Source organism: Gordonia sp. WA4-43, from assembly GCF_020520305.1.
Classification (GTDB): Bacteria; Actinomycetota; Actinomycetes; order Mycobacteriales; family Mycobacteriaceae; genus Gordonia; species Gordonia hongkongensis.
The window spans coordinates 1,566,518-1,589,867 of the sequence record NZ_CP084736.1; the positions used below are offsets into that span (position 1 = coordinate 1,566,518).

Sequence of the window (23,350 nt, forward strand, 5' to 3'; positions counted from 1 at the left end):
GGCACCACGCTCGGGGCACCGCCACCCGGAGCACCATTACTGTGGACGGCATGTGGAAGGGGCGCCCGACGGGCACGCGCGACGATGCCCGGACGAGTTCAGCCGCGACGGCGGACCGCCGGGTGTGGGCCCGGTGGCGAGTGCTGGTGACGTTGCTGACGGCGGTCGTGGTGCTGGTCGGCGGCTGCGCGGACTTCAGCGCCCAGGACAATCAACGCGAGGCGGGTGCGTTCAGCCCCAACAACCGGCCGAGCGGCCAGCCCGAACCGACGCCACCGCCGGAAACCCCGCGCGAGACGCAACCGCCACCGACCGGCCCGTGCGTCGACCCCGACCCCGCGGTGATCGCGACGTGCCTCGCGTCCACCGGCGGTGTGATGCCCGGCGACGAGCAGGGCGAGGTCACCGTCGTCGCCGAACGTACGACCGGCAAGATCATCACAACCAAACGCTACGGGCCTGCCCGGACCCTGGGAGAGACGCCGGTCGATGCGTCCGGTGACGGCGGTCTGATCGATTTCGCCTACTCCCCCACCTATTCTCAGGACCGGTTGATCTACGCCTACATCACGACCCCGTCGGACAACCGCATCGTCCGCCTGGCGCCGGGAGACGTGCCCAAGCCGATCCTGACCGGCATCCCCAAGGGCGCCACGGGGAACATGGGCGCGATGTACTTCCGGTCGCCGACCGAACTCGTCGTCGCCACCGGCAATGCGGGGAATCCCGCGGCCGCGGACGATCCGTCGTCCCTCGCCGGCAAGGTACTGCTGGTGACCTCGTTCACCTCTGGCGACGGCCCTCGGCCGGCGATCCTCGCATCCGGCTTCGGGTCGTCGGTGGCGTTGTGTCCCAACGCTTCCACGGGGACGGTCTACGTCGCCGACCAGACGGCCACCGAGGATCGCGTGCAGGTGCTCGAAGAAGGCGGGCCCAAGGTGCTGTGGACGTGGCCGGACCGGCCGCAGATCGCGGGTTGCGGGGTCGCCGGCGGCAGCATCTTCGTCTCGACGACGCGCACCCAACGGATCGAGGCCATCAACGAGCCCACTCGCGAGGAGCCGACGATCACCGCTCCTGCTGTCGTGCTCGACCGGCGGTACGGTGCCCTCGGCCGGATGGCCGCGCTTCCCAACGGACTGCTGCAGGTGGCGACCGTCAACAAGGAGGTGGGTTCAGCGAAGCCCACCGACGATCGCGTGTTCCGCTTCCTGCCCTCCGGCGGTGGCAACGACCGGACGTGACCGGGACGCCTCGCGCCGTCGTGCACAACGAAAGAACCTCCGCTCCCTGAGGAGGCCGGAGCTTGCGGATGGCGCGGCCAACCCCCGCTCCCTGAGGAGCGCCCGGAGCTTGCGGAGGGCGCGTCACGAAGGGTCCTGGCGAGGTGCGTCGCGAACCCTTCGTGGCTCGTCGCTAACGCTCCTCGCACCTCAGGGAGCAAAGGGAGGGCATCGCTTGCACCCCTCAGACCAACGGATTGGTCGTTCTTTCGGATCAGGGGGCAGAGGGGATCGCCCCTCGCTCCTCAGGGAGCAGAGGGGCGGAGCCGCCTCAGGAACAGGCAGCGATGACGAGTTCCTTGACGCGGGCCGGGTCTGCTTGTCCGCGAGTCGCTTTCATGACGTCTCCGACGATCTTGCCGGCGGCCTGGACCTTCCCGCCGCGGATCTTGTCGGCGATGTCGGGGTTGGCGGCGAGCGCGTCGTCGACCGCCTTCTGGAGCGCGGAGTCGTCCCGAACCACCTCGAGGCCGCGGTCGGCGACGATCTGAGCGGGCTCACCCTCACCGTCGAGGACGGCGGTCGCGACCTGCTGCGCCAGCTTGGTCGTGAGTTTGCCCTCGTCGACCAGCCCGATGATCTCGGCGACCTGCGCCGGCGTGATGGACAGGTCGGCGAGTTCGACTCCGCGAGAATTGGCCTGTTGCGCAAGGAAGGACACCCACCAACCGCGCGCCGCCTCGGGTGCTGCCCCGGCGTCGACGGTTGCGATGATGAGATCGACCGCGCCGACGTTGACGAGGTCACGCATGACCTCGTCGGAGACTCCCCAGTCCTCCTGGATGCGGGCGCGACGTAGCCACGGCAGCTCGGGCAGGTTCGCCCGCAACTCCTCGATCCACGCCGAATCCGGCTGCACCGGAGGCAGATCCGGCTCCGGGAAGTAGCGGTAGTCCTCGGCGGTCTCCTTGCGGCGCCCGGCCGACGTGGTGCCGTCGGTCTCGTGGAAGTGCCGCGTCTCCTGGACGATCTCGCCTCCGGCCCGGAGGATGGCGGCCTGACGGCGCATCTCGTAGCGAACCGCCACCTCGACGCTCTTGAGCGAGTTGACGTTCTTGGTCTCGGTGCGCGTACCGAACTCGGTGGCGTCCTTCGTCTTCAGCGACAGGTTGACGTCACAGCGCATCGACCCCTGGTCCATGCGCACGTCCGACACGTCGAGGGACTTGAGCAGATCACGCAGTGCCGACACGTACGCTCTGGCCACCTCGGGCGCGCGCTCCCCCGCACCTTCGATGGGCCGGGTCACGATCTCGACGAGCGGCACTCCGGCGCGGTTGTAGTCGAGCAGCGAGTGACTCGCACCGTGGATCCGGCCGGTGGCGCCGCCGATGTGCAGCGACTTACCGGTGTCCTCCTCCATGTGTGCACGCTCGATCTCGACGCGCCACGTGGTGCCGTCGGCGAGCAGGACGTCGAGGTAGCCGTCGTACGAAGTGGGCTCGTCGTACTGCGAGATCTGGTAGTTCTTCGGCTGATCCGGGTAGAAGTAGTTCTTCCGCGCGAACTTGCTCGACGGCCGGATCGAGCAGTTCAGTGCGAGGCCGATCCGGATCGCGGACTCGATGGCCTTGGCGTTGGCGACGGGCAGCGAACCCGGCAGCCCGATGCACACCGGGCACACCTGGGTGTTCGGGTCGGCGCCGAACTCGGTGGGGCACCCGCAGAACATCTTGGTCGCGGTACCCAGCTCGACGTGCACCTCGAGACCCATCACCGGATCGAATGCGGCGAGCACCTCGTCGTAGTCCAACAGGTCAGTCATGGCAGCCAGTTTATGCGGCGATATCCCAGGGGCACGTTCAGGGTGATCACCGATGCCGGAGACCCGCACCCGCTCGTAGCGTCGAAGACACCGACGGACGACGTCGGATTCCGCACCCGCCCAGGAGGACGACATGACCACCCCACAACCCGCCGGCACCGGCCCCCGCCTGATGCGTTCGCGCAGCAACTCGTGGCTGGGCGGTGTCTGCGGCGGTATCGCGCAACGTTGGGGCTGGGATCCGACGCTCATCCGCGTGCTGTTCATCCTGTCGATGCTGCTGCCCGGACCCCAGGTCCTGATCTACCTGGCGCTCTGGATCATCATCCCTCGCGAACCGGTTGCGTCGGCGGTGTCGCCTGTCGTCTGACGCGCGGCCGCGATCTCACCCGAAGATCACCCGGATCTCCTTGTACTGGTCCAGCGGTACGGTCTTGAGCTCACCGAGAGCCTCGTCGAAGGTGATGCGCGCGATCTCGGTGCCGTGCAGCGCGACCATCTGTCCCCAGCCCTTCTCGGCGACGAGGTCGGCGGTCGCCATCCCCATACGGGTCGCGAGCACCCGGTCGTAGGCCGACGGCACGCCGCCGCGCTGGATGTGGCCGAGGATGGTGGCCCGGGTCTCGATCCCGGTCCGCTCCTCGATGAGCGGGGCGAGCACCTCGGCCACACCACCGAGTCGGGGGCGGTTGAAACCGTCGAGGCCTTTGGTGGAGTACGCCTCCTTCATCTCCGGGAGCTTGAATCCCTCGGCGACGACGACCATCGGCGAACGCCCGCGCGACTTGACGCTGGTGACCCAGGCGCAGATCTGGTCGAGGCTCTCAGGGTTCTCCGGGATCAGGATGACGTGGGCGCCGCCGGCGATCCCGGAGTGCAGGGCGATCCAGCCGGCATGGCGACCCATGACCTCGAGGACCATGCACCGCTTGTGCGAGTTGCCGGTGGTGCGGAGGCGGTCGATGGCCTCGGTCGCGATCTCCACCGCGGTGTTGAACCCGAAGGTGTAATCGGTGGCGGCGATGTCGTTGTCGATGGTCTTGGGAACCCCGACGATGTTGATGCCGTCGTCGAACAACCGCTTCGACGCCGCCGCCGTGCCCTCGCCGCCGATCGCGATCACGCCGTCGATCTCGAGGTTCTTCAACACCTTCTTGATGTTCTCGGGACCACCGTCGGGTTCGGAGTAGGGACCGAACCGGCTCGTGCCGAGAATGGTGCCGCCCTGGTTCGACAGGCCGCGGACCGTCGACCGGTTCAATTCGACGATGTCGCCGTAGACCAGTCCGGCCCAGCCGTCCCGGAAGCCGACGAACTCGTGGCCGTACACGGTCTCACCCTTGAGCACTGCGCCGCGGATGACCGCGTTCAGTCCGGGGCAGTCTCCCCCGGACGTCAGAATGCCGAACCTCTTGGCCACTGGTGAGACCACCCTCCCTGTCGTCATCGGTCAACCTGCCCGAGCAACCCCAATCTAGTGCCCCGGCGAGCCCGGCGCTGGTCGCGAAATCACTTGATGCCGTTCTCGTAGGCGAACACGACGGCCTGAGCTCGATCCCGGAGCCGGAGCTTGTTCAGGAGACTGCTCACATGGGTCTTCACCGTCTGCTCGGTCACGAACAGGTCCGCGCCGATCTCGGCGTTGGACTTGCCGTCGGCCACCAGGTCGAGCACCTCGCGCTCCCGCGGGGTGAGCGTGTCGAGCTTCTGATCCCGCGCCGGCCGCCGGCGCCTGGCGGTGACCTCGGTGATCAGCCGCCGCGTGATCGACGGTGCCAGCAACGCCTCACCCGCGGCCACGACGCGGACCGCTCTCACCAGCTCATCGGCGGGCGCATCCTTCAGCAAGAATCCCGATGCCCCTATGCGCAGCGCCTCGTACACGTAGTCGTCGATGTCGAAGGTCGTCAGCATCAACACGCGCGTGGGCGGTTCGGCAGACGACGCGAGGATCTGCTCCGCGGCCCACAGTCCATCCTTGCGCGGCATCCGCACATCCATCAGCACGACGTCGGGACGCACCCGACGACACACCTCGACGGCCTCGACCCCGTCGGCGGCATCGCCGAGGACCGAGAGGTCGGGTTGCGCGGCGAGCAGCGCCGAAAAGCCCTGACGCACCATGGCCTGGTCATCTGCGATGACTACGGTGATCGGCACGCCGTCACGCTACCGTCGTCGTGACGACGGCTCACCGGAACCCGTGGAGGTCACGATCGGCTCGGGCACGACGACGTCCCGGCGCGGCGTCGCCGGGATGCGAGCGCGTACCGCGAACCCGCCGGTCGATGTGGGGGCGGCGACCAGCGAACCACCCACCGCCTGAGCGCGATCGATCATCCCGGGGATACCCACCCCGCTCCCGCCGATCTGCAATGGTTCAGCGGTCGCGGCCGTGTTGACCACGGCGACGTCGACGAGATCATCGTCCCCGCGCCTCACCTCGACGTCCACGCGCCCGCCGGGGGCATGCCGGGTGGCATTGGCCAGCGACTCCTGCACGATCCGATAGATCACCAGGGCGGCCGATTCACCGACGTCGTCGGCGTCGATGGCCAGGTTCAGCACGACCTCGGCACCCGCGCGGCGTGTCTCGGTGACCAGCGAATCGAGTTCGGCCAGGCCGGGATTGGGTGCCGCCGAAGCATCCGCACCCTCGACGCGCAGGACCCCGAGCAACTGTCGGACCTCGTCGAGGGACGTACGTGCCGCCTCGGCGATGGCGTCGAATTCCGCTGCGGCAGAGGGGCTCACATCCGGCAGGCGATATCTGGCGGTCTGTGACATCACCACCACCATCGACATCCGGTGAGCGACCACATCGTGCAGGTCCCGGGCGATTCGCGCCCGCTCCTGGAGTACGGCTGCCTCGGCTTCGGCGGCCTCGGTCTGCTCGGTGCGCACCGCCAACTGCCGGCGCGAAGCCATCAGTCCGCGCAGCAACGCGACCACGACCGCGAGCACCGAGACCCCGAAGACCCACCCGCCGCGCGCGGTCGGTTGCACGGCGAAGGCGATGACGATCGACGTCGAGACCCAGACCACCGGAATCCATCGCAGCGGGCACTTGAGGAAAGCCATGAACGTGAGGACCAGCAGTTCGATCAGGTGGGTGACCTGGATCGTCAGCTCCCACCCGCCCCGGGTCGGGACGACGATGCCGATGAGTTGGGCGGAGACCACCGAGATCGCCCACCCCAGCAACGGGGCCGACCACGCGAGGGCGATCGGCAGGGCCGCGAAGGCAGCGACCACGGGTAGCACGAACACCGGCATCGAGTGGGTGATCGGGAGCGTCGGCCACGCAACCGAGTACATGACCAGCGCCACGAACAGGAAGAACCAGTTGAGGCGCGACGAGAAGTAGTGGCGCACCGCGGGGTCCTGGGCCACCGGGGCGGTCGAGGCCCATTCGAGTGAGGACGCCCCCACCGCGCGGAGCTTCTTGCGGTATCCGAACATGCCCTCACCCTAGGCTCGCCGACCGCTCGAAGACCTCATACTTCCGAGGGAGACGACCCGATACCGTCGTAGCGTTTCGGCGTCGACGAACCGGCCTGGGGACGACCGCGGCCGGTCCCGCGGAGCGATGTGCCGGCCGGATCCGGACTCATAGCGTCGATGCTCATGACCGGATCAGAGAACATCCGAAAGCTTCCGTCGGACAACGTCTTACACCAGCACCGCGATCTCTCCGCAACCACTCGCCGACGACGGTCGCGGTGGTGGGCGGCGATGCTCACCCTGGCCGTACTCGTCACCGGCCAGTGGGTCTCGACGGCACACGCCGTCGCAGGCCCGCTCCTCGCCGCACCGAGCCCGGCGGTGACGGCGCCGGCGGCCGATGCGACCAATCCCTACGCGGCCGTGGTCGTCGCCCTCGTGGGACCGCACCCGGCCACCGCACTGGCGTCCCTTCCGCCGTCCTTCGTCGTGGCGCAGGGGTACTCCCCGCGGATCGTCGACGGATACCCGATCGACCCGGATGGGGACTGCTCGTCGCCGGTTCCGTTGCCAGAGCACTTCACCCCGCTGTGCCGCACCCACGATCTCGGCTACGACCTGTTGCGGGCGGCGCAGCGAAACGGCAAACCGCTCGGCGCCTGGGCCCGGATCGCGCTGGACCGCATGCTGATCGACCGGATGTTCGCCTCCTGCCGGACAGCTGCCTGCACGACTGCCACGCATGGCGCTCGGATCGGGTTGGCGTGGAACACGTGGCGGCAGTACGGCGGTCCCCCGGCCCGGGGCGAGTCGTTGTCGGCCTTGGTCCACACGACCGTCGAGCGCGCCCTGGTCGATCCCGACCAGCGCGAGGTGCGGCGATGACGAAGTACCGAGACGCCCGTTGGCTGCGTGACGGCCCGTTCCGATCGTGGCCGCATCCCGCGATCAGTGTCGCGGTGACCCTCGGCTACCTCATCGCGCTCTACCCGGGCACTCTGCCCCGGGACGCGACGACGACCGCGATCGTGACCGCGGCATTCGGGGCGCTGGGTGCGATCATCGGGATGATCGTCGCCCGGCGCAGCCGGCGACAGCCGGACGACCAGGCACGGCGCGTCGTGTTCGGCTCTTGCCTGGTGATCCTCGGATGCACGGTCGGCGTCGCGGTCTGGTGGCAGAACCTCATCCGTGCGGCGGTCGACGTCGCACCCGTCGGGCCCGGATGGGTGGCGGCGGCCACGATCCCGCCCGCCGTCCTCGTCCTGGCGATCGTCGCTGTCCCGCGCAGCTGCGCTCTGCTCGCGGCCGGCGCAGTTGCCCTCACGGCGGGACTGCTGGCACCCGCCGACGCCGGCGCCGACGAACAGCCGGTGCCGGCGTCGTCGACGACGGTGGCGACGCATTCGGACGTCCTGGCCCGCGGGGAGCTGAGCACCGATGGATTCGACCGCGCCGCTGCACAACTCGTGCGGACGTGGGCGCGTTCGGGCGGACTGTCGACGCAGGCGGTCGTGGTCGCGGTGCCGACCGGATCGGGATGGATCGACCCGGCAGCTGTCGACGGTTTCGAGAGCCGGTTCGCCGGCGACGTCCGGGTCCTCGCACTCCCCTACGACGACGTGCCGTCGTGGCAGGCCTTCGTGTCCGACCGCTCCCGATCGGCGGACTCGGCGATCGCGGTGGTGTCGGCTCTGACAACCGTCCTCGACGGTGTTCCCGACCGCGAACGTCGGCGGGTGATCCTCTACGGGCAGAGTCTCGGTGCCGTGGGCGCCGACGCCGCCCGGGTATGGCTGGAGAACGAGCGCCCCGCTCTGCTCGACGAGACCGTGCTGGTCGCGCCGCCGGCGGGCACCGTCGCTCCGGATTCCCGCACCTCGCGAACGGTTCTCGCCAATTCCAGCGACCCCGTCGTGCGCTGGTCACCCGCCGGACTGTGGAGGCCGCACCGCGCCACCGAGGACACCCACATCCGCGGTCCGCGGGTCCCGTCGGCGCCGTGGCTACCCGTGGTCAGTTTCGTACAGACGAGCATCGACCTTCTCGGCGCACTCGACGGTGCGGCCGGGGTCGGCCACCGGTACGGGTCGGAACAGTCCGGACCGCCGCAGCCGATGCGGAACTGACGGCCCGCGGCGGCGTGCACCGAAGACGGCACGCCGCCCGGGTCGTCAGACGATCGGCCCCCGAGCCGCTTCGTACGACGCTCCCACGCGGTACAACCGCTCGTCGGCCAGGGCGGGCGCCATGATCTGGAGCCCGACGGGCATGCCGTCGTCGACCGACAGCCCCGACGGCACCGACATCGATCCGATGCCGGCGAGGTTCACCGGCAGCGTGCACAGGTCGAACAGGTACATCGCGAGTGGGTCGTCGACCTTCTCCCCGATCGGGAACGCGGTGGTCGGCGTGGTCGGCGAGATGAGCACGTCGACCTTCTCGAAGGCCGTGGCGAAGTCGCGAGAGATCAGGGTGCGCACCTTCTGCGCCTGGCCGTAGTAGGCGTCGTAGTAGCCCGAGGACAACGCGTAGGTCCCGATCATGATGCGGCGCTTAACCTCTGGACCGAATCCCTGTTCCCGGGACAATGCCATGACCTCGTCGGCCGAATGCGAGCCGTCGTCGCCGACCCGCAGTCCGTAGCGCATCGCGTCGAACCGCGCGAGGTTCGACGACACCTCCGACGGGAGGATGAGGTAGTAGGCGCCCAGCGCGTAGGTGAAGTGCGGGCAGCTGACCTCGACCACTTCGGCGCCGCGCTCCTCGAGGAGCTTGACGGCCTGGTGGAAGGAGTCGAGCACGCCGGACTGGTAGCCCTCGCCCTGCAGTTCGGTGACGACACCGATCCGGACGCCGGCGAGATCCCGCTCGGCCCCTTCGCGGGCGGCCGAGACGACGTCGGGCACCGGCACATCGATCGAGGTCGAGTCCCGCGGGTCGTGCCCGGCGATGATCTCGTGCAGCATCGCGGTGTCGAGCACGGTACGGCCACACGGGCCGCCCTGGTCGAGCGACGAGGCGCACGCCACGAGCCCGTAGCGCGAGACCGTACCGTACGTGGGCTTGACGCCGACCGTCGCGGTGACCGCGGCCGGCTGACGGATCGAGCCCCCGGTGTCGGTACCGATCGCCAGCGGGGCCTGGTAGGAGGCCAGCGCGGCGGCGCTGCCACCCCCCGAACCACCCGGGATCTTGCTGGGATCCCACGGGTTCCGGGTGAGCTGGTAGGCGGAGTTCTCGGTCGAGCTGCCCATCGCGAACTCGTCCATGTTGGTCTTGCCCAGGATCGGGATGCCCGCGGCGCGCAGGCGTGCGGTGACCGTGGCGTCGTAGGGCGGAACCCAACCCTCGAGGATCTTGGAGCCGCACGTGGTGGGTGCGTCGGTGGTGGTGAAGACGTCCTTGAGGGCGATCGGTACACCCGCGAGGGCCGACGGGGCGTCCCCGGCGGCGATCGCGTCGTCGGCGGCCTTCGCGGCGACCAGCGCTTCGGCGCCACTGACGTGGAGGAACGCGCCGAGTTGGTCGTCGATCTCGGCGATACGGTCGAGGTGGGCCTGGGTGACCTCCACCGAGCTGACCTCGCGCGCACCGATCCGGGTGGCGAGTTCGGCGGCGGACAACCCGGTCAGATCACCGTCGGGACGCGGCGCCGCGGCACTGGAACCGGGGGCGCTGGAATCGGGACTCACTGCTCTTCTCCCAGGATCTGCGGAACCGCGAAACGGTCCTGCTCGACGGCCGGTGCACCGGACAGCGCGGCGTCGGTCGTCAGCCCCGGGACGACGACATCGGGGCGCAGCACATTCGCCAGTTCGGCCGGGTGGGCCGTGCCGGGCACGTCGTCGGCGGCCACTTCCGACACCGACGCGACGTGGGTCAGGATCGAGTCCAGCTGCTCGGCGTAGACATCGAGTTCGTCCTCGCTCAACGCCAGGCGCGACAGACGCGCCAGATGCGCGACTTCGTTGCGCGATATGGACTTCGGTTCGCCAGCCACCGCAGCGTCCTTCCTTCCATCACTGTTCGTTCGGGTCTCGTCGTCCCCGCCGTGTCGTCGACCGATGTCGTGTCGGCGTCTGGGCGACGTCTCCAGACTATGGGAACCCGCGACGACCGCTTCCCCCAGCCACCGGTTGGCAGCCGTGCACTGCGCGCCGCCCGCGCGTGGGTGCGAGAATGTCGCACGTGTCCTACCTGTTGCGGGTCTATCTCGAAGACCGGCCGGGCAGCCTCGGCGTGCTCGCCGTGCAGCTCGGCTCGGTCGGCGCAGACATCCTGTCCCTCGAGGTCGTCGAGCGCGGCAACGGTTACGCCGTGGACGACCTCGTCGTCGAGGTGGCGCCCGGGGCGCTGCCCGACAGCCTGATCACCGCGGCCGAGAAGGTCAACGGCGTCCGTGTCGACTCGATCCGTCCCTACTCGGGCGTGCTGGACACCCATCGTGAACTCGAGTTGGTCGATCAGGTGGCCACTGCCGGACGTGACCGGTTGCAGATCCTGGTGGACAACGCGCCCCGCGTCCTGCGCGTCTCCTGGGCGATGGTGGTCACACCCGCCAGCGGCGGCGTGCTGCAGCTGTTCGGCTCGTCCGGCGCCCCGGAGACCCCGCTGACCAGGGCGGACTGGCTACCGCTCGAGAGAGCCGTCGAGCTGGACGCCGACGGCGACTGGGTGCCCGGTGCCTGGCACGACATGGACACCCGTCTCGCGGCGGCTCCCCTGGGCTCGGAGTCGAAGGCGATCCTGCTCGGACGCATCGGCGGACCGGACTTCCGGCCGTCGGAGGTCGCCCGACTCGGTTATCTCGCCGGGATCGTCAGTACCGTGCTGCGCGCCGAGAGTTAGCCACAGCCGGTCGATCCGGAGGCATCATGGTCTGATGACGTCGATCACGTTGATACAGGGCGACATCACGACACAGTCGGTCGATGCGATCGTGAATGCCGCGAACTCCACACTGCTGGGCGGCGGCGGTGTCGACGGCGCGATCCACCGGCGGGGCGGCCCGGCGATTCTCGCCGAGTGCAAGGAGCTGCGGGCGGGCACCTACGAACGTGGACTGCCTGTCGGCGAGGCAGTGGCCACCACGGCGGGAGACCTCGACGCACGTTGGGTCGTCCACACGGTCGGACCGGTGCACTCCTACGACGAGGACCGTTCATCCCTGCTCGTCTCCTGCTACCGCGAGTCACTGCGCGTCGCAACCGAACTCGGTGCCACCACCATCGCCTTCCCGGCGATCTCGACCGGCGTCTACGGCTGGCCGATGGACGACGGCGCCCGCAAGGCGGTCGACACGGTGCGTGCCACGCTGCCGGAGACCTCGATCGAGGAGGTCCGTTTCGTCCTTTTCGACCAGCGTGCCTTCCGCGCGTTCGAGTCCGCTCTGGGCTGATCGACGGTCACTCGGGGCTGCCGGTCTCCAGCAACTTCTTGAACGCGTCCTCGTCGAGCACCGGCACGCCGAGCTGTTCGGCCCTGTCGGCCTTGGTGCCCGGCGAATCCCCGACCACCACGTAGTCGGTCTTCTTCGACACCGAACCCGACGCCTTGCCACCGCGCTGGAGGATCGCCTCCTTGGCCCCGTCGCGGGAGAAGTCCACCAGCGAACCCGTCACGACGATCGTCTTGCCCTCGAGGGTCCGCGGGATCGACTCGTCGCGCTCGTCCTCCATGGAAACGCCTGCGGCGCGCCACTTCTCGACGATGTCTCGATGCCAGTCGACGGTGAACCAGTCGTGGATCGACTGGGCGAGGGTCATTCCCAACCCCTCGACGCCGGCGAGCTGGTCGATGTCGGCGGCCTCGATGGCCTCGAGGGAACCGAATTCGGTGGCGAGGGCACGGGCGGCGGTGGGCCCGACATGACGGATCGACAGTCCGACCAGCACGCGCCAGAGCGCCACGTCCTTCGCCTTGTCGAGGTTCGCCAGCAACCGCTTGCCGTTGGCCGAGAGCGCCCCTGCCTTGGTGGTGAACAGATCCGTGCGGACCAGGTCCTCGGCCGTCAGCGAGAAGAGGTCACCCTCGTTGCTGAGCACGCCCGCCGACAGCAGGGCCGACGCGGCCTCGTAGCCGAGCGCCTCGATGTCGAAGGAACCCCGTCCGGCCAGGTGGAAGAGCCGCTCGCGCAACTGAGCCGGACAACTCTCCTGGTTCGGACAGCGGAGGTCGGCGTCGCTCTCCTTCTCCGGCCGCAGCGGCGTCTCGCAGGCCGGGCACAGTTCGGGCATCTCGAACTCCACCTCGGTGCCGTCGCGGAGATCGACGACGGGCCCGAGGACTTCGGGGATCACGTCCCCCGCCTTGCGGATGGTGACGGTGTCCCCGATCAGCACACCCTTGCGCTTGACCTCCGAACCGTTGTGCAGGGTCGCACGCGAGACCGTGGACCCGGCGACGAGCACGGGTTCGAGAACTGCGAAGGGTGTGACCCGGCCCGTGCGTCCGACGTTGACCTGGATGTCGGAGAGCTTGGTGGTGGCCTCCTCGGGCGGGTACTTGTAGGCGATCGCCCACCGCGGCGCCCGCGAGGTGGAACCGAGGCGACGCTGCACGGTGACGTCGTCGACCTTGACCACGATGCCGTCGATCTCGTGCTCGACGTCGTGGCGGTGCTCGCCCCAGTAGGCGATCTTGTTGATGATCTCGTCGGCGCCGGACACCTTGGTGGTGTGGGTCGACACCGGCAGACCCCAGGCCCCGAGCGCCAGGTAGGCGTCGTGCAACGACTCCGGTCGCCATCCCTCCGTGTGCCCGATCCCGTGACAGATCATCCGCAGCTTGCGACGGGCCGTGACCTGCGGATTCTTCTGCCGCAGCGAGCCGGCGGCCGAGTTGCGCGGATTCGCGAACGGCGGCTTGCCCTCCGCCACGAGCGAGGCGTTGAGCGCCTCGAAGTCCTCCACCCGGAAGAAGACCTCGCCACGGACCTCGAGGACCTCGGGAATCGGGTACTCCGCGGACTCGGTCAGGCGCATCGGGATGTCGTCGATGGTGCGCGCGTTCAGTGAGACGTCCTCACCGGTGCGTCCGTCGCCACGGGTGACACCTCGCTCGAGAACCCCGTTCCGGTAGACCAGCGCCAGGGCCACGCCGTCGATCTTGAGCTCGCAGAGGAAGTCGGCCCGGGCGCCGGCGTCGGCGACCACGCGGTCGACCCAGGCGCGCATCTCGTCGTGGTCGAAGACGTTGTCCAGCGACATCATTCGCTCGAGGTGGTCCACTGCGGAGAACGCCGTGGAGAAGCCGCCCCCGACGAGCTTGGTTGGTGAGTCGGCGGCCGCGAGTTCGGGGTGCGCGTCCTCGAGCGCCTGCAGGCGTCGGAGGAGTAGATCGAACTCGCCGTCGGTGATGACCGGCGCGTCCTTCACGTAGTAGCGGAACTGGTGCTCGCGGATCTCCTCGGCGAGCGCGGTCCACTCCTCACGCAGGTCCGCCTCCGGCCCCGACTGCTCGGTGACCGGCTGACCCGACTCCGTTGTATCTGCCACGTTCCGAGGGTATCGGAGTGGTGGGACAGACCCAGCTCGTCAACCGATGCCTCGTTCGCGCGGTACTGCTTCCCTCCCGCTGATCGGATCCGATCAGCGGGACGGAGACGGGGCCGCGGGAGTTTCCGCGCCGACGATCACAACGGACCGAGCTTGGCCACCGACCGTTTGGGTGCGATCTGGCGGTAACTCGTGTCGAGGAGTTCGGCGACCTCGTCCCAGTCGGTCTCGTCGTCGAGGATCAGCCCCACCCAGCCGGCCGGCCCGAGGTAGGCGGGCAGGAAGAACCGCGGATCGTCCAGCAGCGCGGGCCGCTCGGAGTCGTCGGCGAGGACCAGGATCGATTGATCGTGACGCACCTTGCTGCCCTTGACGCCACCGCCGTAGTTGCCGAACATCTTGCCGCAGCGGAAGGTCGGGCGACCGTGCGCGCGACCTCGGTCGCGTCGGGCAGCGCGAGCGCGATCTCCCGTATGCGGCCCAGATAGGGATCCGCGTCGTCGAACATGATCGGGTGCGGCATACCGACGAGAATAGGTCCGCGACGCCGGGCCCGCAGGGGTTTTCAGAGCGCGGAGGGATCGCTGCCGAGCAGATGACCGGCCTCTGCGGTGATCGCCAAGGCCGTCTTGGCCCACTTCGTCGACGCCCCGGCCAGACCACAGCTCGGCGTCACGATCACGTTGTCCGACAACACTTTGCGGTCCAGCCCGATGCGGTCGGTCAGCGCGGCGAGTTCGGTCGCCACGTGTTCGGCGGCCAGCGGACGATCGGGCGCTGTCGACGGCACACGACCCGCGAGCAGGACGCCGCCGCGGTCGACGAGCATCCCGATGCCGTCGAGATCGGTCGCCGACGGTGTGGTGATGTCGATCGAATACGCAACCCCGGGAAGATGTTCGAGGAGGTCCCACCGCGGTGTGCCGCAATCGTGCAAGACCACCGGGACGCCGACGTGGTCGACGAGTTCGGTGAGTGCGCGAGCCACCTCGACCGCCGGTATCGCCCGGATGGGGTCGAAGCGGGTCAGCGGCTTCACCGTGCCGTCGATGACCTGGCCGACCATCGGTTCGTCGAGCTGGACCACCACGCGCGCACCGAGCCGGCGTTCCACCTCGGCGACGTGCTCGCGCACACCCTCCGCCGTCGACTCGACGATGTCGCGGACGGCGCCGTGGTCTTTCAGGACTCGTTGCCCGTTCGTCAGCTCGACAGATGCCGAGGTGGTGAACGGGCCGGCCACCTGAACCTTGAAGGTGCGGCCGGTACCGATGAAACCCGCTGTCTCCCAGAGTTCCTCGACGACGTCGAGGTCCTCGGCAAGCAGGTCCGCGGCGCGTCGGGCCAGGCGGGAGTGGCGTTGCGCCAGCCGGTAACCCCATGTCGCGGTGTCCATCGGCAGGTCGACGAGGATCGCCGCCATCCGGCCGATCAGATCCGCACCGATACCTCGCGCGGGCAGTTCGACGAGGTGGGCGAGATCGAGTTCCCCGTTCACCACCGCGGCGGCCGCACGTGCGTCGGTGCCGGGCATCGACCCCACGCCGGTGCCCACTCCGGTGGGCAGTGCCGCTCCGGTCACCGAGACGCGACGACAGTCGGCTGCGACGAGGTGGTGGCGATGCGTCCGCACCCGACGACCTGGTCGCCGCGTCGGGCATCGGGCAGGTACAGCACCGCGGCCTGACCGCGGGCGACGCCGGTGAGCGGCTCCTGCAGCGCTATGTCGATACCGGGTTCACCGTCGATCGTGGTGGCGGTCGCGCGCACCGGCGCGAGCCCGCCGTGGGCTCGGACCTGCACCATCGCGTCGAAGGGTTCGTCCGGAGTGACGCCGGAGGTCCACACCGCGCGCGTCGCGGTGATGCCCCAGACCTGCAGGTCGGCTGCCGTCCCGACCGTCACCGTCCCCGAATCCGGGTCGATCTCGGTGACATAGCGGGGCTTGCCATCGGCGGCCGGCGCCTCGACCCCCAGGCCCTTGCGCTGCCCGATGGTGAAGCCGTGCACCCCGTCGTGCTCGGCGAGGCGCTCGCCCGACGTCGCGTCCACGATCGCGCCCGGCCGGACGCCGATGCGGGCGCCGAGGAACGCGCGGGTATCGCCGCTCGGGATGAAGCAGATGTCGTGGGAGTCCGGCTTGTCCGCGACGGCCAGGCCGCGCCGGGCCGCCTCGGCCCGGATCTCGGACTTCGGGGTGTCACCGATCGGGAACATCGCCCGCGACAGCTGATCACGTGTCAGCACGGCCAGCACATACGACTGGTCCTTGTCGGCGTCGACCGCTCGTCGCAATTCGCCGTCGGTCAGCTGCGCGTAGTGACCGGTGGCCAGCGCGTCGAAGCCGAGCGCCATCGCCTTGTCGGCGAGGGCCGCGAACTTGATCTTCTCGTTGCACGTCAGACACGGGTTCGGGGTGCGTCCGGCCGCGTAGGCCTCGACGAACTCGTCGATCACATCGTCCTTGAACCGGTCGGCGAAATCCCACACGTAGAACGGGATTCCGAGGACATCGGCGGCGCGGCGGGCGTCGGAGGCGTCCTCGCGCGAGCAGCATCCGCGCGAACCGGTGCGCAGCGCACCCGGAGCCGTCGACAACGCCAGATGAACTCCGACCACCTCGTGACCGGCCTCGACCGCCCGGGCCGCGGCAACCGCCGAGTCGACGCCGCCGCTCATCGCTGCCAATACGCGCATCAGGAGATCCTTCCGCCGGGGACCGAGACCAGTCCGGCCGCCCGCGCCCGGTCGACGACCTCGTCGATGACCGCGGCGACCGCGTCGATGTCGGCCTCGGTGGTGGTGTGGCCGAGGGAGAACCGCAGCGACGACCGCGCGTCGGCCATGTCCAGGCCCATCGCCAGGAGGACATGGCTGGACTGGGCGACCCCGGCGGTGCAGGCCGATCCGGTGGAACACTCGACGCCCTTGGCGTCGAGAAGCATGAGCAGCGAGTCACCCTCACAACCGGCGAACGACACGTGCACGTTCCCCGGGAGGCGACGATCGCCGTCGGCACCGTTCCGCACCGTTCCGTCGACGCCGAGGAGAATGTCGGTCAGCCGGGTCTGCAGGGCGCGGACGTGCGCGGTGTTCTCGTCGAGGTGCTCGACGCACCACGACAGTGCGGCGGCCATGCCGGCCGCACCGGCGACGTCCTGGGTTCCCGAGCGCACGTCGCGTTCGTGGCCGCCGCCGTGCAGCAGCGGCACACAGCCGACATCGCGACCCAGCAGCAGGGCGCCGACACCCTGCGGCCCGCCGAACTTGTGGGCGGTCAGGCTGAGCGCCGAGAGGCCGCTCGCGGCGAAATCGACCGGCAGATGGCCGACGGCCTGGATCGCGTCGGAATGCACCGGGACGCCGAATTCGGACCCGACCGCGGCGAGCTCGGCGATCGGTTGGATCGTGCCGACCTCGTTGTTGGCCCACATCAGCGAGATGAGAGCGGTCTCGGCGGCGTGCTCCTCGAGCTCCGCGCGCAGGTCGGCGGGCGAGACGACACCGTCGGCGTCGACCGGGAGCAGGACGAGCTCGGCTCCGGCCTGCTCGGCCAGCCACTGCGCGGGGTCGAGGACGGCGTGATGTTCGATCGCCGAGGTGATGATCCGGCGACGGCGGGGATCGGCGTTCCGCTGTGCCCAGTAGATCCCCTTGACCGCCAGGTTGTCGGCCTCGGTGCCGCCGCCGGTGAAGACGACCTCGGAGGGCCGGGCGCCGACCGCCGCGGCGATGGCCTCGCGGGCCTCCTCGAGCCGACGACGTGCGGTGCGACCGGATCCGTGCAGCGACGAGGCGTTACCCGGCTGCACGAAGACGGCCGTCATCGCCTCGACGGCTTCGGGCAGCATCTGCGTCGAAGCGGCGTGGTCGAGGTAGACAGGCGCCTTCACGGGCGGTCGGCTTGGCACGGGCATCGCTAGCAAGGATAAACGCGCGTAGGTCGCCGACAAATTCCGCGATCGGACGCGGAACGACAGCCCGCCTCAGACCCGCTCGAGGTAGAAGTACAAGTGACGGCCGTCGATGACTCCGCCTTTGCCGTTCATGATCCCCATCACCGTGGTGTCGTCGACGCGCTTGAAGTGGTCGATGACCGGCTGACCGTCGTAGACCATCGACGCGGTGATCTCGCCGCGGAACTCGATCGCCCACAGGCTGGCCTCGCCCTTGCCGAGTGTGGTGTTGGAGTAGAGGTTGCCGTTCTCGTCGCGGCACACTAGCGGTTGGACGTCGCTGCGTGAGGTGAACGTCTTGCCGAACCAGTTGGCCTTGGCGAGCGCGCCGTTGATCGCGTGCCCGGTGGTGAACTCGCCGCCCTTCCATGCGCCGAGCATCTCCTCGGGCCGCAGCGGCGACAGCCCCGCCCACACGGTGTCGAGGTCGGCGTCGTCGACCCGGCCGTCGACGTCCCGGAGTTCGAAGAACTTGGCGCGCGCGGCTTCTCGGGTCTGAGTGGACGTCATCGTCGGCCTCCTGGAGGTACGCGGTTGATCGTCCGCAGAGCTGCGGACGGCTACCGGAAAAACCTATATCAGGGAACGGGTGATGTCACTTTCCGCGCCCGGGAATCGCCCCGCCACGACGCGCTCACACCGACGCGCCAGCTCGCGACGATCTGCGCCGGGTTCCTCGGGCGGGTGGATGACCATCGTCACGACGAGACCACGCGCCCGCAGGACCCGCCGCAGCGTGTCGGCCGGGGTGTCGGCGCCGATGAAACTCGGTGCCGTCGCCGTGGCCCCGTCGCTGCCGACGAAACGCAACCTCACCGGCACGACCGGCACGTCCGCATCGATCGCGGCCTGGAAGAACGCGGGTCGGAATGCACCGGCCGAGCGGCCGCAGTACGTGGTGCCCTCGGGGAACACGATCACCGACGAGTCGCGGTGCAGCCGCCCGGCCACGTCGCCGATCGTCCCCGGCAGACCGCGGAGTGTGCCGCGGTCGACGGCGATGACGCCGAACCGGCGCGCGAGGGACGACACCACCGGCATCCCGACGACATCGGATTTGGCCACCACGTCAGCAGGGCTGATCAGCGCGAGCGCCAAGACGTCGAGGAACGAGATGTGATTGGCGACCACGAGTCCGGCGCGGGTCGGGCCACCGCGCCGGTCCTCGACGCGGACGGCGATGCCCAGGGCCGCCAGCAGCGCACCCGACGCGGATCGACGCAGGGGACGCGGCGGACGACGACGCAGCCGCGCCACCGCCCCGGTGGTCAGCGCCGCCCAGACGATCCACACCACGACCACGACGAGTCGGCACAGACGCCACGCGACGATCGTCGCGCCGAAGACCGCGTCGAACCGCCCGGCCCGCGGTGCACCGATGCAACCGTCGCCACAGGTGCTGATCGGGAACCACGGGTGCGCGAGCGCGCCGGCCGGGCGGGCAGGCGGACACGCGGCGTGTTCGCGTCGGGGACGCTCGGAGCGAGGTCCGACCGGACCGACCAGCAGGGCGGTCATCGTGCCGCGCCCCCGGGCTCCGGAGTGGCGTCCGCGCGGGCCGAACCCAGCCGTCGGGCACTCGATCGCAGCCGGTCGAGGTATCGCTTGTTGGCACCTTCGCGGTCGAGCAGGGTCAGGAAGTCCGCGACGTCGAAGACGTCGTCGACCGCCGGCTCGCCACAGATGCGGGCGCCGAGGCGGAGGTATCCACGCATCAGCGCCGGCATCGCGACCGTGTCGGACGGCACGATGTCGTCGAGCAGGCGTCCGCCGATGCGCGCCGGTGCCAGCGGGTGGGCACGTCGCTCGGGGTCCTGGTGGTCGTCCCGCAGACGATCGCGCAGGGCGCGCAGCGACGACCCCGGCAGCCATTCACCCGGCGTGTGCAGGGGCACCGACACACAGCCCATCAGGTATCGCAGGTCGGCGTCGTCCATGTACTGCAGCAGCGCCGCCCACATCAGCGCGGTCACCGACCCGTCGCGGTACTCGGAGTGGACACACGCCCGACCCAATTCGACGGTGGCGGAGACGATGTCGTTCATCTCGCGGAGGTCGAACTCGGTGGCCGAGTACCAGCCGCCGGCGGCGATCGCCCGCGCCGGGGAGAGCAGGCGCGCACACCCGACGACCCCGTCGTCGGCGTGGCGGACGATGAGGTGCTCGCAGAAGGCGTCGAACCGGTCGGCGTCCCGTCCGGTGACCGCGTCACCGATGCGGTTGGAGAAGCCGGGTTCGTCGGCGAAGACGCGATACCGCAGTTCCTGGGCGGCGACGATGTCGGCGGGATCGTCGGACACGAGGACCCGGATGGGCCCCGCGGTGAGCAGGGTCGTCGGCACGGCCCGCGAGAACCGAGCGCGCGCGACATGGCTGGTGCGGACTGGCGACTGCATGGCGTTCATGACTCGAATGGAAACGAGACCGGGCATCGGCAGGACCACCGCAGCGTGTCGTGTCGGTGCGGGTTCGATGAACTCGGGCCGCCATCGGATGAACAGGCCTCGCCACGGCCACCTGCGGGTGAACGACCCCCGAACGCACGGTGACCCCCGACGGGGAGTCGGGGGTCACCGGGTCCTGCAGTTGATCAGCTCATGATCACTTGCGCTTCTTGACCTCTTCGGTCAGCTGCGGCGCAACGTTGAACAGGTCGCCGACAACGCCGTAGTCGGCGATCTCGAAGATCGGGGCCTCTTCGTCCTTGTTGACAGCCACGATCGTCTTCGAGGTCTGCATGCCGGCGCGGTGCTGGATGGCGCCCGAGATGCCCAGGGCGACGTACAGCTGCGGCGACACGGTCTTACCGGTCTGACCGACCTGGAACTGACCGGGGTAGTAACCGGAGTCGACGGCCGCGCGCGAAGCGCCCACGGCGGCACCGAGCACGTCGGCGAGTTCTTCGACGACGGAGAACTTCTCGGCGCTGCCGACACCGCGACCACCCGAGACGACGATCGACGCCTCGGTCAGTTCGGGACGATCGCCGCCCACGTTCGGCTCGACCTTGGTGATCTTGACCGCGCCCTCTTCCTGAGCCGGGACCTCGACGTCGACACGCTCGCCGGCGCCGGCCTGCGGAGCGGCCTCGACGCCACCGGGGCGGATCGAGAAGACCGGGACCTCGCCCTTGGCCTGGGCGTCGACGGTGTAGGCGCCACCGAAGATGGAGTGGATGCCCACGCCGCCTTCCTTGACGTCGACGATGTCGGCGAGGACGCCCGAGCCGAGGCGCACGGCCAAGCGGCCGGCGATCTCCTTGCCGTCGGCGGTGGCCGCGACGAGGATGCCGGCCGGCGAGGCGGTCTCGGCGATCGAGGCCAGCACGTCGACCTGCGGGGTGATGAGGTAGCTACCCGCGTCGTCGGACTCGGCGACGTAGATCTTCTCCGCGCCGGCCTCCTTGAGTCCGTCGAGGATGCCGTCGGCCGAGCCGGGCTTGCCGACGACGACCGCCGACGGGGTGCCGAGTGCGCGGGCGGCGGTGATGAGCTCGCTGGTGACCTTCTTCAGGGCGCCTTCGGCGTCCTGTTCCACGAGAACGAGTACTTCTGCCATGGTGGTTTTCTCCTGAATGTCTGGGGGTTCGCCGGTGGTCTGCGTGGAGAAGGTCAGATGATCTTCTGGCCGACCAGGTACTCGGCGACCTTGGTGCCGCCGTCGCCTTCGTCGGTGACGCGCTCGCCCGCGGTCTTCGGCGGCTTCGGGGTGTTCGCCGTCACGACCGAGCCGGCGTTCTCCAGGCCCACATCGCTTGCCTCGACGTCGATCTCGGCGAGGGTCAGAACGGTGACCTCCTTCTTCTTGGCGGCCATGATGCCCTTGAAGGAGGGGAAGCGCGGTTCGTTGATCTTCTCGTTCACGCTGACGATGGCCGGCAGGCTGGCCTCGACGTGGAAGATGCCGTCGTCGGTCTCCCGCTCGCCCTTGAGGGTCTCGCCCTCCAGGGTCAGCTTGCGCAGGTGGGTCAGGTGCGGGAGCTCGAGGTACTCGGCGATCATGGCCGGGATGGCGCCGACGCGACCGTCGGTGGCCTCGTTGCCGGCGATGACCAGCTCGACACCCTCGACCGTGCCGAGCGCCCGGGCCAGCACGTAGGCGGTCTGGACCGCGTCCGAGCCGTGCATGAGGTCGTCCTTGATGTGGATCGCCTTGTCGGCGCCCATGGACAGGGCCTTGCGGATGGCGTCGGTGGCGCGCTCGGGACCCGCCGTCAGGATGGTGACCTCACCGCCGTCGGCCTCCTTGATCTTCAGCGCTTCCTCGACGGCGCGCTCGTTGATCTCGTCCAGGACGGCGTCGGCGGCCTCACGGTCCAGGGTGTAGTCGTCGTCGGACAACTTGCGCTCGGACCATGTGTCGGGAACCTGCTTGATCAGTACGACAATGTTTGTCATGGGTCTACGTCGACCTCCTGCATCGGGTTCGGCAACTTACCGGCGGGTAAGGCCATGGGTCCCCACCACTTTAGCGTCTCCTATGTTTCCACTAAACATCGACTACCTCACACAATGCACGCTACCGTTCGCTCGCTCGGCACGACGGCCCCGGCGGTCCCCGGGGCATGCCCTACTCTCTGTCAGATGACTGACGCAGACCTCGGATCGTCGCGCGGGACGGCAACCACTGGTCTCGAGGCGCTCGACACCGACCAGCAATTGGCGCTGACCGGCGAGCGGACGGTCCCGGGGATTCCCGCCGAGAACTACTGGTTCCGGCGCCACGAGATCGCCTACCGCCACATCGCCGACCGGTGCGCGGGCCACGACGTCCTCGAAGCCGGCTCCGGCGAGGGGTACGGCGCCGCGATGATCGCCGACGCCGGGGCGTCGTCGGTGGTCTGCGTCGACTACGACGCCGCCGCGGTCGAACACACCCGACGCCGCTATCCCCAGCTCGTCGTCCACCAGGGCAACCTCGTCGACCTCCCCCTCGCCGACGCCTCGGTCGACATCGTGGTCAACTTCCAAGTCATCGAACACCTCTGGGATCAGCCGCGATTCGTCGCCGAATGCCACCGCGTGCTGCGTCCGGGCGGGGTCCTGCTCATGTCGACGCCCAACCGCATCACCTTCTCCCCCGGTCGCGACACACCGCTCAACCCGTTCCACACCCGTGAGCTCGACGCGGCCGAACTCACCGAACTGCTTCTCGACGGCGGCTTCGTGATCGACGCGATGTGGGGAGTCGTCCACGGACCGCGCCTTCGCGCCCTGGACACCAAATGGGGCGGTTCGCTCATCGACGCCCAGATCGAGCGTGCGCTCGCCGGCGAGCCCTGGCCGGACGAGCTGGCCGCGGATGTCGCCGGCGTGGTCGCCGCGGACTTCGATGTCGTCGATTCCGGCGTGTACGACATCGACGACTCGCTCGACCTGTTCGCCGTCGCGTTGCGGGGCTGAG

General features: G+C 69.2%; 22 protein-coding genes and 1 pseudogene. 7 read left to right on the top strand and 16 right to left on the bottom strand.

All coding sequences use genetic code 11. The features are described from left to right. Positions 1 to 50 precede the first annotated feature (50 nt). Positions 51 to 1,244 carry a PQQ-dependent sugar dehydrogenase gene (locus LEL84_RS07090; RefSeq protein ID WP_388031272.1) on the top strand — a complete coding sequence of 398 codons (1,194 nt, stop codon included), beginning with the start codon at positions 51 to 53 and terminating at the stop codon, positions 1,242 to 1,244. 310 nt (positions 1,245 to 1,554) lie between these two features. Here the strand turns inward: LEL84_RS07090 and gatB are convergent, their stop codons facing one another. After that, positions 1,555 to 3,048, bottom strand: coding sequence for an Asp-tRNA(Asn)/Glu-tRNA(Gln) amidotransferase subunit GatB (gatB, locus tag LEL84_RS07095; RefSeq protein WP_226513662.1), 1,494 nt, complete (start codon positions 3,046 to 3,048; stop codon positions 1,555 to 1,557). A gap of 133 nt (positions 3,049 to 3,181) precedes the next feature. Here gatB and LEL84_RS07100 point away from each other — a divergent pair, with 133 nt between their 5' ends. After that, positions 3,182 to 3,418 (top strand): PspC domain-containing protein, encoded by a 237-nt coding sequence (locus LEL84_RS07100; RefSeq protein ID WP_226513663.1) that lies wholly within the window; start codon positions 3,182 to 3,184, stop codon positions 3,416 to 3,418. 15 nt (positions 3,419 to 3,433) lie between these two features. On the opposite strand, the gene LEL84_RS07105 is transcribed toward LEL84_RS07100, so the two are convergent. The 3 genes from LEL84_RS07105 to LEL84_RS07115 form a co-directional block, all read right to left on the bottom strand. Beyond that, entirely contained in the window at positions 3,434 to 4,468 is a 1,035-nt protein-coding gene (locus tag LEL84_RS07105) for a 6-phosphofructokinase (RefSeq protein WP_068971735.1), read from the bottom strand. An 89-nt stretch (positions 4,469 to 4,557) separates the two neighbouring features. Then, on the bottom strand, positions 4,558 to 5,208 hold the full coding sequence (locus LEL84_RS07110; RefSeq protein ID WP_065632692.1) for a response regulator: 651 nt from the start codon (positions 5,206 to 5,208) through the stop codon (positions 4,558 to 4,560). Between the two features lie 9 nt (positions 5,209 to 5,217). Then, entirely contained in the window at positions 5,218 to 6,510 is a 1,293-nt protein-coding gene (locus LEL84_RS07115; RefSeq protein ID WP_226513664.1) for a sensor histidine kinase, read from the bottom strand. A 165-nt stretch (positions 6,511 to 6,675) separates the two neighbouring features. Here LEL84_RS07115 and LEL84_RS07120 point away from each other — a divergent pair, with 165 nt between their 5' ends. Further along, complete coding sequence (locus tag LEL84_RS07120; protein ID WP_413466946.1) at positions 6,676 to 7,377, top strand: hypothetical protein; 702 nt, start codon at positions 6,676 to 6,678, stop codon at positions 7,375 to 7,377. Next, positions 7,374 to 8,621, top strand: a complete 1,248-nt coding sequence (locus LEL84_RS07125; RefSeq protein WP_226513665.1) for an alpha/beta-hydrolase family protein — start codon at positions 7,374 to 7,376, stop codon at positions 8,619 to 8,621. Before LEL84_RS07120 ends, LEL84_RS07125 begins: the two co-directional genes overlap by 4 nt. Positions 8,622 to 8,666: 45 nt before the next feature. Here LEL84_RS07125 and gatA read toward each other — a convergent pair whose 3' ends face one another. Next, positions 8,667 to 10,187 carry an Asp-tRNA(Asn)/Glu-tRNA(Gln) amidotransferase subunit GatA gene (gene gatA / locus LEL84_RS07130; RefSeq protein WP_226513666.1) on the bottom strand — a complete coding sequence of 507 codons (1,521 nt, stop codon included), beginning with the start codon at positions 10,185 to 10,187 and terminating at the stop codon, positions 8,667 to 8,669. After that, positions 10,184 to 10,495: an Asp-tRNA(Asn)/Glu-tRNA(Gln) amidotransferase subunit GatC gene (gatC, locus tag LEL84_RS07135; RefSeq protein WP_065632687.1), complete on the bottom strand. Its 312-nt coding sequence runs from the start codon at positions 10,493 to 10,495 to the stop codon at positions 10,184 to 10,186. The genes gatA and gatC overlap by 4 nt, the downstream gene beginning before the upstream one ends. Before the next feature lie 179 nt (positions 10,496 to 10,674). Between gatC and LEL84_RS07140 the strand changes: the two genes are divergently transcribed. Continuing rightward, the gene (locus LEL84_RS07140; protein WP_226513667.1) at positions 10,675 to 11,343 is read left to right on the top strand and encodes an amino acid-binding protein; all 669 of its coding nucleotides are present in this window, start codon (positions 10,675 to 10,677) and stop codon (positions 11,341 to 11,343) included. Positions 11,344 to 11,377: 34 nt separating this feature from the next. After that, positions 11,378 to 11,893: an O-acetyl-ADP-ribose deacetylase gene (locus LEL84_RS07145; protein ID WP_226513668.1), complete on the top strand. Its 516-nt coding sequence runs from the start codon at positions 11,378 to 11,380 to the stop codon at positions 11,891 to 11,893. 7 nt (positions 11,894 to 11,900) lie between these two features. Here the strand turns inward: LEL84_RS07145 and ligA are convergent, their stop codons facing one another. The 10 genes and pseudogenes from ligA to LEL84_RS07195 form a co-directional block, all read right to left on the bottom strand. Beyond that, positions 11,901 to 13,991, bottom strand: a complete 2,091-nt coding sequence (gene ligA, locus LEL84_RS07150; RefSeq protein ID WP_226513669.1) for an NAD-dependent DNA ligase LigA — start codon at positions 13,989 to 13,991, stop codon at positions 11,901 to 11,903. A 137-nt stretch (positions 13,992 to 14,128) separates the two neighbouring features. After that, positions 14,129 to 14,514, bottom strand: a pseudogene (locus LEL84_RS07155) (MmcQ/YjbR family DNA-binding protein). A gap of 42 nt (positions 14,515 to 14,556) precedes the next feature. Next, positions 14,557 to 15,573: a vitamin-B12 independent methionine synthase gene (locus LEL84_RS07160; protein ID WP_065632682.1), complete on the bottom strand. Its 1,017-nt coding sequence runs from the start codon at positions 15,571 to 15,573 to the stop codon at positions 14,557 to 14,559. Continuing rightward, positions 15,570 to 16,688, bottom strand: coding sequence for a tRNA 2-thiouridine(34) synthase MnmA (mnmA, locus tag LEL84_RS07165; RefSeq protein WP_058252159.1), 1,119 nt, complete (start codon positions 16,686 to 16,688; stop codon positions 15,570 to 15,572). Before mnmA ends, LEL84_RS07160 begins: the two co-directional genes overlap by 4 nt. Beyond that, complete coding sequence (locus LEL84_RS07170) at positions 16,688 to 17,908, bottom strand: cysteine desulfurase family protein (protein ID WP_226513670.1); 1,221 nt, start codon at positions 17,906 to 17,908, stop codon at positions 16,688 to 16,690. Before LEL84_RS07170 ends, mnmA begins: the two co-directional genes overlap by 1 nt. Before the next feature lie 69 nt (positions 17,909 to 17,977). After that, a complete protein-coding gene (locus LEL84_RS07175; RefSeq protein WP_159371154.1) occupies positions 17,978 to 18,457 on the bottom strand; it encodes a DUF4334 domain-containing protein in 480 nt (159 codons plus the stop codon). A 63-nt stretch (positions 18,458 to 18,520) separates the two neighbouring features. Then, positions 18,521 to 19,465, bottom strand: a complete 945-nt coding sequence (locus LEL84_RS07180) for a lysophospholipid acyltransferase family protein (RefSeq protein WP_226513671.1) — start codon at positions 19,463 to 19,465, stop codon at positions 18,521 to 18,523. Next, positions 19,462 to 20,448 (bottom strand): GNAT family N-acetyltransferase, encoded by a 987-nt coding sequence (locus LEL84_RS07185; protein ID WP_159371951.1) that lies wholly within the window; start codon positions 20,446 to 20,448, stop codon positions 19,462 to 19,464. Before LEL84_RS07185 ends, LEL84_RS07180 begins: the two co-directional genes overlap by 4 nt. Before the next feature lie 100 nt (positions 20,449 to 20,548). Continuing rightward, positions 20,549 to 21,505 carry an electron transfer flavoprotein subunit alpha/FixB family protein gene (locus tag LEL84_RS07190; RefSeq protein WP_068970697.1) on the bottom strand — a complete coding sequence of 319 codons (957 nt, stop codon included), beginning with the start codon at positions 21,503 to 21,505 and terminating at the stop codon, positions 20,549 to 20,551. 53 nt (positions 21,506 to 21,558) lie between these two features. Further along, positions 21,559 to 22,344 (bottom strand): electron transfer flavoprotein subunit beta/FixA family protein, encoded by a 786-nt coding sequence (locus LEL84_RS07195; RefSeq protein ID WP_004019278.1) that lies wholly within the window; start codon positions 22,342 to 22,344, stop codon positions 21,559 to 21,561. A 186-nt stretch (positions 22,345 to 22,530) separates the two neighbouring features. On the opposite strand from LEL84_RS07195, the gene LEL84_RS07200 reads away from it, so the two are divergent. Further along, positions 22,531 to 23,349 (top strand): class I SAM-dependent methyltransferase, encoded by an 819-nt coding sequence (locus LEL84_RS07200; RefSeq protein ID WP_068970698.1) that lies wholly within the window; start codon positions 22,531 to 22,533, stop codon positions 23,347 to 23,349. Position 23,350: the final 1 nt, after the last annotated feature.

Bases quoted from the DNA above. Each gene is read 5' to 3' on its own strand.
- LEL84_RS07195 (WP_004019278.1), bottom strand. From the start codon at position 22,344: ATGACAAACATTGTCGTACTGATCAAGCAGGTTCCCGACACATGGTCC.
- LEL84_RS07115 (WP_226513664.1), bottom strand. From the start codon at position 6,510: ATGTTCGGATACCGCAAGAAGCTCCGCGCGGTGGGGGCGTCCTCACTC.
- LEL84_RS07145 (WP_226513668.1), top strand. From the start codon at position 11,378: ATGACGTCGATCACGTTGATACAGGGCGACATCACGACACAGTCGGTC.
- mnmA (WP_058252159.1), bottom strand. From the start codon at position 16,688: ATGCGCGTATTGGCAGCGATGAGCGGCGGCGTCGACTCGGCGGTTGCC.
- LEL84_RS07175 (WP_159371154.1), bottom strand. From the start codon at position 18,457: ATGACGTCCACTCAGACCCGAGAAGCCGCGCGCGCCAAGTTCTTCGAA.
- LEL84_RS07170 (WP_226513670.1), bottom strand. From the start codon at position 17,908: ATGCCCGTGCCAAGCCGACCGCCCGTGAAGGCGCCTGTCTACCTCGAC.
- LEL84_RS07200 (WP_068970698.1), top strand. From the start codon at position 22,531: ATGACTGACGCAGACCTCGGATCGTCGCGCGGGACGGCAACCACTGGT.
- LEL84_RS07100 (WP_226513663.1), top strand. From the start codon at position 3,182: ATGACCACCCCACAACCCGCCGGCACCGGCCCCCGCCTGATGCGTTCG.
- gatB (WP_226513662.1), bottom strand. From the start codon at position 3,048: ATGACTGACCTGTTGGACTACGACGAGGTGCTCGCCGCATTCGATCCG.
- LEL84_RS07090 (WP_388031272.1), top strand. From the start codon at position 51: ATGTGGAAGGGGCGCCCGACGGGCACGCGCGACGATGCCCGGACGAGT.
- LEL84_RS07140 (WP_226513667.1), top strand. From the start codon at position 10,675: ATGTCGCACGTGTCCTACCTGTTGCGGGTCTATCTCGAAGACCGGCCG.
- LEL84_RS07190 (WP_068970697.1), bottom strand. From the start codon at position 21,505: ATGGCAGAAGTACTCGTTCTCGTGGAACAGGACGCCGAAGGCGCCCTG.
- LEL84_RS07180 (WP_226513671.1), bottom strand. From the start codon at position 19,465: ATGACCGCCCTGCTGGTCGGTCCGGTCGGACCTCGCTCCGAGCGTCCC.
- LEL84_RS07120 (WP_413466946.1), top strand. From the start codon at position 6,676: ATGACCGGATCAGAGAACATCCGAAAGCTTCCGTCGGACAACGTCTTA.
- LEL84_RS07125 (WP_226513665.1), top strand. From the start codon at position 7,374: ATGACGAAGTACCGAGACGCCCGTTGGCTGCGTGACGGCCCGTTCCGA.